The 13844-nt window shown below is 67.1% G+C and carries 12 protein-coding genes; 10 read left to right on the plus strand and 2 right to left on the minus strand.

All coding sequences use genetic code 11. The features are described 5' to 3' along the window. Positions 1-19: 19 nt before the first annotated feature. The gene (locus tag KQ910_RS16715; RefSeq protein WP_216962618.1) at positions 20-1390 is read right to left on the minus strand and encodes an amidase; all 1371 of its coding nucleotides are present in this window, start codon (positions 1388-1390) and stop codon (positions 20-22) included. Positions 1391-1438: 48 nt separating this feature from the next. Here KQ910_RS16715 and KQ910_RS16720 point away from each other — a divergent pair, with 48 nt between their 5' ends. Both KQ910_RS16720 and KQ910_RS16725 read left to right on the plus strand, forming a co-directional pair. After that, positions 1439-2089: a DUF2161 domain-containing phosphodiesterase gene (locus tag KQ910_RS16720; protein WP_216962621.1), complete on the plus strand. Its 651-nt coding sequence runs from the start codon at positions 1439-1441 to the stop codon at positions 2087-2089. Further along, on the plus strand, positions 2090-2887 hold the full coding sequence (locus tag KQ910_RS16725) for a phosphodiesterase (RefSeq protein WP_216962624.1): 798 nt from the start codon (positions 2090-2092) through the stop codon (positions 2885-2887). Here KQ910_RS16725 and KQ910_RS16730 read toward each other — a convergent pair. Next, a complete protein-coding gene (locus KQ910_RS16730) occupies positions 2872-3960 on the minus strand; it encodes an amidohydrolase family protein (protein WP_216962627.1) in 1089 nt (362 codons plus the stop codon). The genes KQ910_RS16725 and KQ910_RS16730 overlap by 16 nt on opposite strands. Positions 3961-4038: 78 nt before the next feature. On the opposite strand from KQ910_RS16730, the gene KQ910_RS16735 reads away from it, so the two are divergent. The 8 genes from KQ910_RS16735 (at position 4039) to KQ910_RS16770 (ending at position 13839) form a co-directional block, all read left to right on the plus strand. After that, a complete protein-coding gene (locus tag KQ910_RS16735; protein ID WP_369408355.1) occupies positions 4039-5073 on the plus strand; it encodes a transglutaminase family protein in 1035 nt (344 codons plus the stop codon). A gap of 93 nt (positions 5074-5166) precedes the next feature. After that, positions 5167-5853, plus strand: coding sequence for a hypothetical protein (locus KQ910_RS16740; RefSeq protein WP_216962630.1), 687 nt, complete (start codon positions 5167-5169; stop codon positions 5851-5853). After that, positions 5850-7325 (plus strand): O-antigen ligase family protein, encoded by a 1476-nt coding sequence (locus KQ910_RS16745; protein ID WP_216962633.1) that lies wholly within the window; start codon positions 5850-5852, stop codon positions 7323-7325. The genes KQ910_RS16740 and KQ910_RS16745 overlap by 4 nt, the downstream gene beginning before the upstream one ends. Before the next feature lie 180 nt (positions 7326-7505). Beyond that, a complete protein-coding gene (locus KQ910_RS16750; protein ID WP_216962635.1) occupies positions 7506-8750 on the plus strand; it encodes a sugar transferase in 1245 nt (414 codons plus the stop codon). A gap of 16 nt (positions 8751-8766) precedes the next feature. Beyond that, a complete protein-coding gene (gene asnB / locus KQ910_RS16755; protein WP_216962637.1) occupies positions 8767-10599 on the plus strand; it encodes an asparagine synthase (glutamine-hydrolyzing) in 1833 nt (610 codons plus the stop codon). 8 nt (positions 10600-10607) lie between these two features. Then, positions 10608-11708 carry a glycosyltransferase family 4 protein gene (locus tag KQ910_RS16760; RefSeq protein ID WP_216962638.1) on the plus strand — a complete coding sequence of 367 codons (1101 nt, stop codon included), beginning with the start codon at positions 10608-10610 and terminating at the stop codon, positions 11706-11708. Beyond that, positions 11705-12547 (plus strand): ABC transporter permease, encoded by an 843-nt coding sequence (locus KQ910_RS16765; protein ID WP_216962640.1) that lies wholly within the window; start codon positions 11705-11707, stop codon positions 12545-12547. Before KQ910_RS16760 ends, KQ910_RS16765 begins: the two co-directional genes overlap by 4 nt. A 2-nt stretch (positions 12548-12549) precedes the next feature. Then, positions 12550-13839 (plus strand): ABC transporter ATP-binding protein, encoded by a 1290-nt coding sequence (locus KQ910_RS16770; protein WP_216962642.1) that lies wholly within the window; start codon positions 12550-12552, stop codon positions 13837-13839. Positions 13840-13844: the final 5 nt, after the last annotated feature.

Genomic DNA, 13844 nt, shown 5'->3' on the forward strand with positions numbered 1-13844 from the left:
ATGATCCTTGCGCCCGCCCTCAGGCGAGCGCCATCTCCGCGCGCTGCGCCATCGCCAGCAGCGGCCGGTCGTGCAGGCGAGGGGCGACGATCTGCAGGCCCACCGGCAGGCCGTCGCGGCCGGTGCCGCAGGGGATGGAGATGCCGGGCACAAGGGCTAAGTTGAACAGTGGCGTGAAGGCGGCGTGACCGCGCGGACCGACTTCCTTGTTCTCGATGACCCTCGGATAGACCTGCTCGACCGGCCAGGAGACGCAGGCCGTCGTCGGCGTCAGCAGATAGTCGTACTCGGTGAAGAACTGCGCGACGGAGCGCGCGCAGGCATCGGCGAAGCGGAAGGAAGCGATGACATCGGTGCCCGGGACGGACCGGCCGCGCTCGATCAGGCCCGAGACATTGTCGCCGAACAGGTCCTTGTCGTTGGCCTGATGCCCGCCATAAAGCAGGGCGGAGGCCGCACTGTTCACGGCAGCGAAGGCCGTTTCGGTCGTTTCGTCTGGCCAGGTCACGTCCGCTTCCTCTATCCGCCAGCCGGCCGCACGCAGCTTGGCGACAGCCGCCTCGAAGGCTGCCATCACATCGGGATCGACAGCCACGCCGAGGCCGAGACGCGGGCTCACGGCGATGCGTGGATTGCTGGGCGGGGGGACGTCGAGCAACGCCACCGAATGCGGATCGCGGCGGTCGGGACCGGCCATTACCTCGAAGGCCACCCTCGCGTCCGCGACCGTGCGGCCCATGGGCGCCGTGACGCCATAGAGCGGACCGTAGGCGCCGCCGAAACCGAAGGGCGAGGGAATGGCGCCCGCCGAGGTCTTGACGCCGACGACCCCGCAATGCGAGGCCGGCCGGCGGCCGGAGCCACCGCCGTCGGTGCCGAGCGCGATCGGGCTGAAGCCGGCGGCAAGGGCGGCCGCCGCGCCACCGGACGAACCGCCCGGTGTCAGCGCCGGATTCATCGGATGGCGCGAGGGGCCGTAGACCTTGTTCTCGGTGTGGCCCTTGGCGGCCATTTCCGGCGTGTTGGTCATCCCGAGGAAGATGCCGCCGGCGGCCTTCAGGCGCTCGACCGCGACGGCGTCGCGCGGCGGCTTGAAGTCCTTGTAGAGCAGCGAGCCGTTGGTGACGGTGCGGCCCTGCACCCAGGTCGTATCCTTTACCGTGTAGGGGACGCCCAGGATCGCACCGTCGAAGCCCTGCTTGCGGCGCACATCGACGGCATCGGCGGCGGCGCGCGCTTCGGCGGGATCGAAGTCGACGATGGCGGTGAGCTGGCCGTTCCGCGCTTCGACGCGCGCGATCGCCATCTCGGCCACGTCGCGGGCCTTCGCCTTGCCCGTCCGCACGGCCTTCGCGATGGCGCCAGCACCCTGATCCAGCAACTCGGTCATCTGTTTTCCCTCATTTGCCCACTTCTTAGCATGATAGCGTGCGCCGTCATGACGTTGGAAAGCGACCTCTATGCGCCGGTGAAGGTGCTGCTCGAAGGGCAGGGATATGTCGTCAAAGGCGAGGTGCGCGGCTGCGACGTGGTGGCGGTGCGCGGCAAGGAGCCGCCCGTCGTCGTCGAGTTGAAGCGGACCTTCGGCCTCGGTCTCGTCCTGCAGGGCGTCGACCGGCTGGCGCTCACCGATCTCGTCTATCTCGCGGTGGGCCAGTGGCCGAGGCAGATGAAGAATGTGAAGAAGCTCTGCCGCCGGCTGGGGTTGGGCTTCATCGTGGTGGCGAAAGACAAGGCCGACGTGGTGCTCGATCCCGCGCCCTACGTGCCGAGGCAAAACAAGCGCAAGTCCGGCCGCCTGCTGGGCGAACATGCCCGGCGTGTCGGCGATCCCAACGTCGGCGGGCAGGCGATGCGGATGCCGCTGATGACGGCTTACCGCCAGGAAGCGCTGCGTTGCGCCGAACTGCTGGCGGTGCAGGGGCCCATGAAGGTGTCAGCGCTGCGCGCTGCCTGCGACGCACCCAAAGCGGCCCAGATCCTGCAACAGGATGTCTATGGCTGGTTCGAGAGGGTGGAGCGCGGTGTCTATGCAATCACGCCGAAGGGGCGAGAGGGTCTCGAGCGGTTCGACCGCAAGCCGGCCTGAATGCTGATCGCGCATCTCTCCGATCCACACGTCCGCCCGGACGGCAGCCTCTATCAGGGCGTGGTCAATTCGAACGTGCAGTTCGCTGCTGCGATTGCGCACGTAAACGCGCTCGATCCGCGACCGGACCTCGTGCTGTTGAGCGGCGATCTGGTGGATCATGGCCATGCCGACGAATACGCGATGCTCGCCCGTCTGCTGGCGGCGCTCGAAGTGCCCGTACTGGCGATCCCCGGCAATCACGACGAACGCGAGGCCTTCAGGGCGGCCTTCACGAACCAAAGTTGGCTGCCGGCGAACGGGCCAATCAATTACGCGGTCGGCGATCGCGGACCGGTGCGCATCGTTGCCTTCGACGTGACCTTGCCCGGCCTGCACCATGGTATCGTGAGCGAGGAGGGCGCAGCCTGGCTCCATGGTGTACTGGCGGCGGAGCCCGCGCGGCCGACCATCGTGATGATGCATCAGCCGCCATTCGATACCGGCATTCCCTACATGGATCCCTATTGCTGCCGCGAAGGGCACCGGCTCGCCGATGTGGTGGCGCGTCATCCGCAGGTCGAACGCATCCTGTGCGGCCATGTCCATCGCGTGATGCAGATGCGATTCGGCGGCACGACCCTGTGCACGGCGCCGTCCACGACGACGGCCATCGCGTTGCAGCTTCGACCCGATGCCACGCCCGCCTCGCATATCGAGCCGCCGGCGATGCTGCTGCATCACTGGCGGGAGGGCACGGGCCTCATCACGCACGTCGTTCCGATCGGGACGTTCCCGGGACCTTATCCCTTTGCCTGAGCGGGTCGCCTGGCCTTCACCTTCAGGAGCTTCGCTGCATTGCTGCCTAGGATCGCCTGTTTGTCGGCGGCGGTGAGCTTCGCGCCCGACACGAACGCGATCGGTTCGTACATGCCCATGTCGAAGGGATAATCGGTGCCCATCAGGATGTGGTCGCTGCCGTAGGTCTTCACGAGATATTCGAGCTGGCTCTCCTCGAACACGATCGTGTCGAAGTACATCTTCTTGAGGTACCAGCTCGGCTTCTTCTTTATGCAGAGCCGGCAGTCGGAGCGCGCGCCATGGGCATGGTCCATGCGGCCGGCGTAGGCTGGCAGGAAGCCTCCGCCATGCGCGACGCAGATCTTCAGCTTCGGATAGGCGTCGAGGACGCCCCCGAAGATCAGATGGCTGACGGCCATGGTCGAATCGAGCGGATTGCCGATCACGTTGCTGAAGTAGTGCTCCGAGAACCGGCGGCCATCGGGGAAGCCGTTGGGGTGCAGGAAGACCAGGACGCCGAGTTCCTCGGCCTTGGCGAAGACCGGCCGAAACCTCTCCTCGGAAAGATCGGCGCCGGCGACGTTGGTGCAGAGTTCGACGCCGCGCAGCCCGAGCGTCTTCACCGCGCGCTCCAGCTCCGCCACCGCGAATTCGGGTGCCTGCATCGGCACCGTGCCGAGGCCGACGAGGCGGTCCGGGTGCTTCGCGACCGTCGCGGCGATGTTGTCGTTGATCAGGCGCGCCGCGTCGCGGCCGAGTTCGGGCGGTGTCCAGTAGAAATACTGCGGCGGAGCGGGGGAGATCGCCTGGATGTCGACGCCCATCCGGTCCATGTCGGCGATGCGGCGCTCGACCGAGGTGAGCATCGGCCGCACGGTTTCGGTTTGTGCCTTCTGAACCGCGCGCGTGGCCTCGTTGGAGAATCGGCCCATCGGCTCGTCGGGCGCGATGCCGGAGGCCGCGACCAGCGCGGCCGCCTCGGGTGAGACGATATGGCAATGAATGTCGATGACCGGACCCGACGTCTTTCGTGCGCCCCGCTTTGTTGCGGCGGCGTGACGGCGTGGCCTCGGTTCGCAGGTGTAAAGCATGACGGCGATCCTCCGGTGCTGATGCGGCGATAGTCCCACCGGGATCAATCTGCGTCATCCGGGCAAGAGTCGACCGCCGTGGATGCAACCCCGAGCCTCTTCGGGCATTATCCCGCCCTGATGCGCACCCTGGAGATCGTCCACCGTACTCGTTACGAATATTCCGAGCCGGTAAACCTCGGCGATCACCGGCTGATGTTCCGGCCGCGCGACAGCCACGACCTTCGATTGCTGCACACCGGGCTGGCAATCGAGCCTGCGGCGCATGTGCGCTGGATCCACGACCCGTTTGGCAATTCCATCGCCATCGCGTCGTTCGAAGGCCCGACGCAGGTCCTGGAACTGGTCAGCACGATCCAGCTCGAGCATTTCGGCGTGCCGCCCGAACTGCCGCCCATCGAGGAGTTCGCGCGGACCCTGCCGTTCAGCTACGCCTCGGAAGAGGCACCCGACCTCGCGCGATACGTCGAGCGCTCCTATCCCGATCCCAACTCGATCGTCGGTCCCTGGACCAAGCAGTTCATGGAAGGCGAGGGCGGCAACGACACGTTCGAACTGCTGAAGCGGCTCTGCACGGGCATTCAGCAGAAACTGAAATACGCGATGCGGTTCGAGATCGGTACGCAGGTACCGGCCGTGACGCTCGAGTCCGGTGGCGGCACCTGCCGCGATTACGCGCTTCTGATGATCGAGTGCTGCCGCTCGCTCGGCCTCGCGGCGCGGTTCATTACCGGCTACCTCTACGACCCGGCTCTGGATACCGCGCCAGGCGAGGCGACGACGCATGCCTATCCCCATGCGTGGATGGAAGTTTACCTCCCCGGAGCCGGTTGGGTGGAATTCGACCCGACCAACGGCATCGTCGGCAGCGAGCGCCTGATCCGGGTGGCGGTGGGACGCGATCCCGAGCAGGCGATGCCGATCAAGGGCACTTTCACCGGCTCGCCGGAAGTCACCGTCAATGCATCGGTCGACGTGCAGGTGCACACCCTGTCGCCTGCGCCGCTTGCCGATCCGGCAGTTCCCCTGGAACCTGGTCCAACCGCTCCCGCTGCGCCGACGCCGGAGGCGCCTGTGCCTGCCGCCGAGCCCGTCTCCGCCCAAGCCCTTTGACATCGCCCGGCGACGGCGGTTGAGTGGCGGAAACGGTGATATAAGCCGGTGGCACTCGGGGGCGGATTTCTGGCTACTTCAATTGACGGGTTGGTGCGGGGGCTCCTTGGTCTGGGCGGAGCCCTGCTTGTCTGGCTGGCCTGGCCGGTCGCGAAGAGCGCCTGGCAGGCCCAGCAGGCCGACAGGGCGGCGACGGCGCTTCGCCTCAACTACCAACTCTCGCTCGACAACCTGTTGAACGCCATCGATGCGGTGGATCGGGCGGTCGAGTCCGACCCGACCGCCGGTCGGTATCTGCAGCGGTCCGAGCTTCTCGTCGGCGCTGCCCTGTCGCCCAACTTCGCGCCATCCGCCCAGCAGCGCTCCGAGTGGCTGAAGCGTGCCCAGGACGATCTAGATGTCGGCCTTGGCCGGGATCCCGTGCGCGGTGTCCAGTGGGCACGCCTGGCTGCCGTGCGGTACGCACTCGAGGGGCCGTCGCAGCGGACGGTCGCGCCGCTTCTCATGTCCATCGATACGGCTCCGATGCTGCTGCCGCTGTGGCCCGCGCGACTGACGCTGATCCTGGATAACTGGCAGGTCCTGACCGTCGCCCAGCGCGAGAAGATCGCGCTCTACGTGGCGCGGACCTGGCAGCTCTCGTCACGGCGCGACTGGTTTGCGCATGCCATCCGCAGCCCGATCGACGAACTCTTCATCCGCTACTTCGTGCGCAACGAGCCGGGCGCACAGGAAGAGCTTTCCCGCCTGCTGGCGGAGCGCCGGAAGCAGAAGCCATGACCGAATGGACGGAGAAGGGCCACGAGCCCGGCGTCGTCGTCCTGCACGACTGGCGCTGGTTTGCCCGCCGCGCGATCGACCGCACGACTGTCTTCATTTTCTTTGCGATGGTGACCTTGGCGGCCCTGCCGATGGGCGCCAATCGCGACTGGGCCTGGGCACCGCTGTGCGTCATGTTCGGTCTCGTCGCGATCCCCATCGCGCTGGGCATCGGTCCCCGCGGCGGCCACTCCGTGGGTCCGGTCGAGCGGGCGCCGCTACTGGTCCTGATCGGCTGCTGGGTCTTCTTCGCGGCCTTCGCGGTTTGGCAGACGACGACCTGGACTCCGCTCACCGCCGACGCGTGGCTGTTCCAGCAGGCGGCCGAGATCCTGGGCGGCGCCCGCGCGCCCATTCCGGCGATCGCCGCCGATGCGGCACGAAACTCCCTCCTGAAGTGTATCGCCTGCGCGCTGATCTTCCTGATGGCGAGGGCGGTGTGTCGCGACCGCGACAACGCCCGATGGTTCCTGATGGCGTTGGTGATCAGCGGCGTGCTGGTGGTGGCCTACGGCATCGCCATGCAGATGGCGACGAATTCCTGCTACCTCGGCAGCTATCTGCGCAAGCAGTTCGAACTGACGTCGACCGATCGATGCCCTATGGGCGGCACTTTCGTGAACAGCAATTCGTTTGCCTGTTACATGGGGATGGCCGTCCTTGCCGCGGTCGCCCTGGTCTTCAGCAAACATCGCCCGCGCGACGCCGTGAACGTGTCCTCCGGCTACGATGACGAGGACGACGACGTCGGTTTCATCGACTGGTTCACCGGTCCGCGGGTGGTGCTCCTCGCCGTTTCACTGCTGATGCTGGGTGGCATGATGATGTCGGCCTCGCGCGCCGGGTTCGGTGCCACGGCGGCGGCGCTCATGGCGCTTGGTCTGTTGCTGATGCGGGGTCGCTGGCGGTCGCGTCCCGAACTCGGCCGGGTCTTCGTGGCCGGGGCGGTTCTGTTCGTCCTGGTCGGGATCGTCGCTGGCAGCGCCCTGCTGTCCAAATTCGCCGTATCGGCTGACGATTCGTCACGGCTGCGGATCTGGTCGGCGGCCTTCCAGGCGATCGGCCTGTCGCCCTGGATGGGCTGGGGCCTTGGCAGCTTCGGCGATGTCTTTGCGCTCCTCCAGCCCGCAAACAGCCTGCAGCCTAACGATATCGCGCATTCGACGCCGCTCGAAACGATCGTCGAACTGGGGGTGATCGCCTCGATCCCGGCCATGGCGATCGTTCTCCTGCCCTGGGCGGTCTGCTTCAGGGGTGCGCTCAGGCGTCGGCTGGCCAATCGCTATCTTCCCGCCGCGGCCTTTGCGATCGCGGCCGTCCCGATCCTGCATTCGCTGATCGACTTCAGCCTGCAGATGCCCGCCATCGGTTTCGTCACGTCCGCACTGCTGGGAATGGGATGGGCGCAGGCTTTCAGCCGAAGCGAGCGGTGAGGCAAAGCTTTACGCCTGTGCGGCGGGCATTATATGATCATCGCAAGTGCAACTATGCGTTTCGGTCCGCGGTCCGGATGACGGGCCCGGGTGTGCACCGGGGGACGTTGGGTGCGGAAAGCGATCGTCACTGGGGTAGACATGCCGTCCGATGAGCAGCGTTCGGCGAGGATGCCGCGCATGCGCTCGGCGCCGCAGCGGTTCATCGAGACCTGGGTCGATGCGGTTCTCGGTTTCCTGTTCTGCGTCGTGCTGCCGATCCCCCTTTATGCCAACGACGAGCCGTTCGTCGGCCCGTTCGATGCGTCGGAACTGTCCATCGTCACCACGGCAGTCGCCTACGCGATCGTCTGGTATTGCGGGCGCCGGCTGGATGCGTTTCCCGGCGCCGGTCTCAATGTCGCGCAGGTCGCGCCGGTGGCCATCATCACCTATGCGCTCATCGCCGCAGTTCTGCTGCTCCTGCGTCTCGACTATTCACGCGTGCAGCTGTTCGGCAGCGGCTTTCTCACCGTGCTCTGGATGGCCGTGATCGCCCAGATGCGCGGCCGCTACCTCGTACGCAACTACGCGGTGACGCCGCACGCCACGATCAGCACCTTGCCGAGGCTTCCGACCTGCCGCTGGCTCGATTTCGACGATGTCCGCCAGCGGCGCCTGCGCGTCGATGCCATCGTGGCCGATCTGAGCGACGACCTCGGCGAGGGGCAGCTCGCAGCCCTGGCGGATGCGGCCATCGCCGGCGTACCCGTGCTCGACCGCCGCTACGTCGTGGAGAACATGACCGGCCGGACGCCGCTCAGTGGCCTGTCGCCCAACGAGTTCGGCTCGCTGCTGCCGTCGCGCCAGTATCTCGTCGTTCGTCGCGCCATCGAATTGGCGCTGACGGTCGTCTTCCTGCCGCTGCTGTTGCCGATCCTGGCGGTCGTGGCGCTCGTCGTGCGGTTCGACAGCCCCGGCCCGGTGTTGTTCGTGCAGACCCGCATAGGCCGCCGCGGTCAGCCCTTCCGGATGGTCAAGTTCCGCACGATGTTCGTGGGCGTGCCCGGCCCGAGCTTCACGACTTCGGCCGACCCCCGCATCACGCGTACCGGCCATTTTCTCCGGCGCTGCCGCCTCGACGAGCTACCCCAGCTTTTCAATATCCTGAAGGGCGACATGAGCTGGGTCGGCCCGCGGCCCGAGGCGGCGTCTCTGGAGAAGGGCTATCTGCGGGACATTGAGCACTTCGCTCTGCGCGGCATCGTGCGGCCGGGGCTCACAGGCTGGGCGCAGATCAACCAGGGCTATGCCCATGAAGCCGACGCGATGCGCTCCAAGCTCGAATACGACCTCTACTATCTCAAGCACTGCTCGCTGTGGCTCGATCTGGTGATCGTGCTCAGGACCTTCGCCGTGGTGTTCCGCGGCACCGGCGCGCGCTAGACTCCGGCGCGACATCATGTGCGGCATAGCAGGCATCCACGCCTATCTCGACGTTGCGCCCCGGGTCGACCGTGGCGAGCTCGTTCGCATGAACGAGCGCATGGTCGCGCGCGGGCCCGACGGCAGCGGCCTGTGGCTCAGCGACGACGGCCGCACCGGCTTCGGACACCTGCGGCTCGCCATCATCGACCTGTCGGAGGGCGGTGCTCAGCCGATGCACGCCAGCGACGGCCGGCTCAGCATCACCTTCAACGGCGAAATCTACAACTATCGCGAATTGCGCGCCGAGCTGCAGGCGAGGCGGCGTACCTTCCGCAGCGGATCGGACACCGAGGTCCTGCTGCAGCTTTACGCCGAATACGGCGCGGCCATGGTGAGCCGGCTGCGCGGCATGTTCGCCTTCGGCATCTGGGATGCGGACAAGCGCACGCTGCTGCTGGCGCGCGATCCGCTGGGCATCAAGCCGCTCTACTGGGCGGACGACGGCTGGACGGTGCGCTTCGCGTCGCAGGCCAAGGCCCTGCTGGCAGGCGGTGCCGTCTCGCGCGATCCCGATCCGGCCGGCATCGTCGGTTTCCATCTGTTCGGCAGCGTGCCGGAGCCTTTCACCGTCTGGCGTGGCATCCAGTCCCTCCCGGCGGGAACGACGCTGACAGTGGATGCCACCGGGCCCGGACTGCCGCAGCGCTACTACGACGTGGCGACGGCGCTGGCCAATCGCGCATCCTCTGCTTCCACCTTCGATGCCAAGGCGCGTGTCGCCGAGGCCGTGCGGGAGTCGGTGCGCTATCACCTCGAAGCCGACGTGCCGGTCGCCGTGTTCCTGTCGGCGGGCATCGATTCGGGTGCGTTGCTGGGAACGATGGCGGGGCTGGGCGTCCGTGACATCACCGCGGTGACGCTGGGCTTCCAGGAATTCGAGGGGATGCCGCTCGACGAGGCGCCGCTCGCGGCCGAGGTCGCGGCGCGCTACGGCGCACGGCACATCGTTCGCACCGTCGACCGCGCCGAGTTCGAGCGCGACCTGCCGGCGCTGCTGGACGCAATGGATCTGCCGACGGTCGACGGCATCAACACCTGGTTCGTCGCCAAGGCCGCGCATGAGGCCGGCATCAAGGTGGCGCTGAGCGGGCTCGGCGCCGACGAATGTTTCGGCGGCTACCCGTCCTTCGTCGACGTGCCGCGCAGTGTCCACTGGCTGCGGCCGGTCGCCTGGATTCCCGGGATCGGCGCGCTGGCGCGCCGTGCCCTGTCAGGCGCCATGTCCGCCGGTCTCAAGCTTCATCCCAAGGCGGCGGGCGTGCTGCAGTATGGTGGCAGCTGGGCCGGCGCCTATCTTCTGCGCCGCAGCGTCTACATGCCCTGGGAACTCGACGAGGTGCTCGATCCGGCGCTGGTCGAGGAGGGGCTGCGCCGGCTGGCGCCGCTCAGCCGCATCGCCGACGCGATCCGGACGGGCCAATCGCTCGGCGACTTCGATCGGGTGGCCGCGCTGGAGACGTCGCTCTACATGCGCAACCAGCTTCTGCGAGACTCCGACTGGGCGGGCATGTCCCACGGCGTCGAGATCCGCGTACCGTTCGTCGATCCTTTCTTCCTCGCGGCCCTGCCGCCCGGGGCGGTGTTGGCCGGCATGAATGCCAAGGACGCCATCGCCGGAGTGCCGGAACCGCCTTTGCCCGACAGCGTCCGCCATCGCCGCAAGACCGGCTTCTCGACGCCGGTGGGGCGGTGGCTGCGCGAAGCGGCGGGTGCGCCTCGACAACAGGGTATCGATCTCTCCGCTGCTTCGCGCGCGTGGGCGCTCGATGTCTGGCGCGCCGGCTGGACCGGCCCGGCGGCGGTCTAAGCGGCGCGATGGCCTCCCGCATTCTCGCCCTCGTGGGCGATTGCTACGGCGCGCGCGGCGGCATCGCCCGCTACAATCAGGACCTGTTCGACGCGCTGGCCGATGGCGACGTCGAGATCCTGATCCTGCCGCGCCATGGCGATGCCAGCGGAATCGCCCTGCCGCCGGGCGTGCGCCAGAACCCGCCGATCTTCGGCCGGCTGAGATTCTCGTTCGCCGCGATCGTGGCAGCCTGGCGGTTCCGGCCCGTCGACACCGTTTTCTGCGGGCATGTTTTCATGGCGCCGCTGGGCTACCTGCTCGCGCGCCTGCTGGGCGCGCACTACTGGATCCAGGCGCACGGCACCGATGTGTGGAAGGATCGCCGCGGCCTCGTGCGGCGCCTGATCGGCCGCGCCGATCTGGTGAGCACCGTCAGCCGCGAGACACGGCGTATCCTGTTGAGCTGGGTCGACCTCGCGCCGGAGCGCGTGCGCGTCCTGCCGGATACGGTGCAGGATGTTTTCACGCCGGGGCCGCGGTCCGAAGCCCTGCGCGGGCGCCTCGCGCTCGGGGCAGGGCCGATCCTGCTCACCGTCGGGCGGCTCGCCGCCAGCGAGCGCTACAAGGGACACGAGCCGGTCTTCTCGGTCCTGGCGGGCCTGCGCCGGAAGTTCCCGAATCTCGTCCACGTCGTGGCGGGAGACGGCGATGACCGGGCGCGTCTGGAACGGGTCGCCGCCGAGGTCGCTCCCGGCATCGTGCGCTTCCTGGGCTTCGTGCCCGATGCGGACCTTCCCGATCTCTATCGCCTCGCGGACCTCTACGTGATGCCCAGCACGGAGGAGGGGTTCGGCATCGTCTATCTCGAAGCGGCCGCCTGCGGCCTGCGCGTGGTCGGCGGCAAGGGTGGCGGCACTGCCGACGCAATTCCCGACGAGCGAGTCGGCGTCATCGTCGATCCGGCCGATCGCCAGGCGCTCGCCGATGCCATCGAGCAACAACTTGCATTGGGAAGGGCCGATCCGGCAGCCGTCGAACCCTATCGCCGACCCTCTTTTGTCGCTGCGGCCCGTGCACTCTACGCTCGCCTTTCGGGCCAGCCACGTCGTATGACTGCCCGCCCATGATTTCCAGCGACCGCCCTTCGCAGCGGCTCATCCTCGAGGCCGGACGTGCCGATCGCCAGTATTGGCGCGACCTGTGGCGCTACCGGGAACTGTTTTTCATCCTTGCCTGGCGCGACGTGGCGGTGCGCTACAAGCAGACGGTGATCGGCCTGGCCTGGGCCTTCGTGCGGCCCTTCATCACCATGGTCGTTTTCACAATCGTGTTCGGCAAGCTCGCGAAGCTGCCGACGGAGGGTGCCGCCCCTTACGCCGTGTTGGTCTTCGCCGGACTGCTGCCCTGGACGCTCGCTTCCTCGATCCTGAGCGATGCGTCGGGCAGCGTGCTGACCAACTCGCAACTGGTCAGCAAGGTCTATTTCCCGCGCATCATCATACCGTTCGCGACGGTGATGGTCGGCCTCGTCGACTTCTGCGTGAGCCTCGTCATCCTGGCCGGGGTCATGCTTTGGTACGGCGTGGTGCCCGACTGGCACATCCTGATGCTACCGTTCTTTGTCGCCCTGGCGGTGGCCGTGGCCATCGGGCCGGCCCTGTGGGCGGCAGCCATCGTCGTCAAATACCGCGACTTCCGCTTCGTCATCCCCTTCGTCGTGCAGATCGGCCTCTACGTCTCGCCGGTCGGTTTCTCGGCCAAGGTCGTGCCGCAGGAGTGGCAGCTCCTCTACAGCATCAACCCGATGGTCGGCGTGATCGACGGCTTCCGCTGGGCCATCCTGGGCGGCGACAGCCCGCTCTACCTGCCGGGCTTCGCCGTCAGCCTGCTCGTTACCGCGTTCATGCTGTGGCTTGGTATCCGCACTTTCCGTCGCACCGAACGCGGCTTTGCGGACCTGATCTGACCATGTCCGACACCGTCATTCGCGCCGAGAAGCTCGGCAAGAAATTCATCATCGGCCACAAGGTTCAATACGGAGGCATTCTCGGCGAGGCGCTGGTGCGTAGCGCGCGCGGCATCGCACGGCGTGGCGCCGACATGCTGCGCGGCCGGGCGGTCATCGAGGGCGACGAGATCGAGGAATTCTGGGCGCTGCGCGACGTCGATTTCGAGATCAAGCGCGGCGAGGTCGTCAGTATCATCGGCCACAACGGCGCCGGCAAGACGACGCTGCTCAAGATTCTGTCGCGCATCCTCGAGCCGACCCTGGGCCGCGTCGAGTTGAACGGCCGTGTCGCCAGCCTGCTCGAGGTCGGCACCGGCTTCCACCAGGAGCTGACGGGCCGCGAGAACATCTTCCTGAACGGCGCCATCCTCGGCATGACTCGCAAGGAAGTGCTGGCGCGTTTCGACCAGATCGTCGATTTCTCCGGTGTCGAGAAGTTCATCGACACGCCGGTCAAGCGCTACTCGGTCGGCATGTATGCCCGCCTGGCCTTCTCTGTCGCGGCCCATCTCGAGACCGAGATCCTGTTCGTCGACGAGGTGCTCGCGGTCGGCGATTCGGAATTCCAGAAGCGCTGTCTCGATCGCATGTCGGCGGTCGCCAGCGAGGGCCGAACGGTTCTGTTCGTCAGCCACAATCTCGCGGCCGTCGCGGCGCTCACCAAGCGCGGGATCGTGCTGAAGGGCGGCCAGCTCCTGTTCGACGGCCCGATCGACGCCGCGATCGCTCGATATTCGGCCTCGCTCAGCAAGGGCAAGGCCGACCGGGATTGGGGCAAGGGGCATCACTCCGCGATCATCTCCGCCGATCTGCTCGATGCGCAGGGGGTGCCGACCGAGACCTACGAGCCGGGAACGCCGTTCAACGTGCGCGTCGAGGTCGAGACCACCAACATGCCGGGCCTCGGCCTCGAGCTTCAGCTGCGCGATGCCAACAACCTGCCGGTTGGATTCTATTCCTCCAGCATCTTCTCGCAGATCGCGCTGCCGAGCGAACCCGGCCGGCACGTCTTCACGCTGAGCCTGCAGCCGCTCTTCCTCGCGTCGGGCGATTACAGTTTCGACATCGCGACCAACTCACTGACCATCGTCGTCGACCATGGCGTCTCCAACGCCATCCCGTTCAACGTGGCGGCATCGAGCCCGGGCGGCATCGCCTACGACTTCAAGCAGAGCCTCGGCAACGGTGTGGTCGCCCTGCAGCTCGCCGCGCCGCTGCGCATCGAGCGCAAAGAGCCCGAGCCGGCCTGACCGCC

Source organism: Reyranella humidisoli (genome assembly GCF_019039055.1).
Taxonomy (GTDB): domain Bacteria; phylum Pseudomonadota; class Alphaproteobacteria; order Reyranellales; family Reyranellaceae; genus Reyranella; species Reyranella humidisoli.

Bases quoted from the DNA above. Each gene is read 5' to 3' on its own strand.
- KQ910_RS16715 (WP_216962618.1), bottom strand. From the start codon at position 1,390: ATGACCGAGTTGCTGGATCAGGGTGCTGGCGCCATCGCGAAGGCCGTG.
- KQ910_RS16720 (WP_216962621.1), top strand. From the start codon at position 1,439: ATGACGTTGGAAAGCGACCTCTATGCGCCGGTGAAGGTGCTGCTCGAA.
- KQ910_RS16725 (WP_216962624.1), top strand. From the start codon at position 2,090: ATGCTGATCGCGCATCTCTCCGATCCACACGTCCGCCCGGACGGCAGC.
- KQ910_RS16730 (WP_216962627.1), bottom strand. From the start codon at position 3,960: ATGCTTTACACCTGCGAACCGAGGCCACGCCGTCACGCCGCCGCAACA.
- KQ910_RS16745 (WP_216962633.1), top strand. From the start codon at position 5,850: ATGACCGAATGGACGGAGAAGGGCCACGAGCCCGGCGTCGTCGTCCTG.
- KQ910_RS16750 (WP_216962635.1), top strand. From the start codon at position 7,506: ATGCGCTCGGCGCCGCAGCGGTTCATCGAGACCTGGGTCGATGCGGTT.
- asnB (WP_216962637.1), top strand. From the start codon at position 8,767: ATGTGCGGCATAGCAGGCATCCACGCCTATCTCGACGTTGCGCCCCGG.
- KQ910_RS16760 (WP_216962638.1), top strand. From the start codon at position 10,608: ATGGCCTCCCGCATTCTCGCCCTCGTGGGCGATTGCTACGGCGCGCGC.
- KQ910_RS16765 (WP_216962640.1), top strand. From the start codon at position 11,705: ATGATTTCCAGCGACCGCCCTTCGCAGCGGCTCATCCTCGAGGCCGGA.
- KQ910_RS16770 (WP_216962642.1), top strand. From the start codon at position 12,550: ATGTCCGACACCGTCATTCGCGCCGAGAAGCTCGGCAAGAAATTCATC.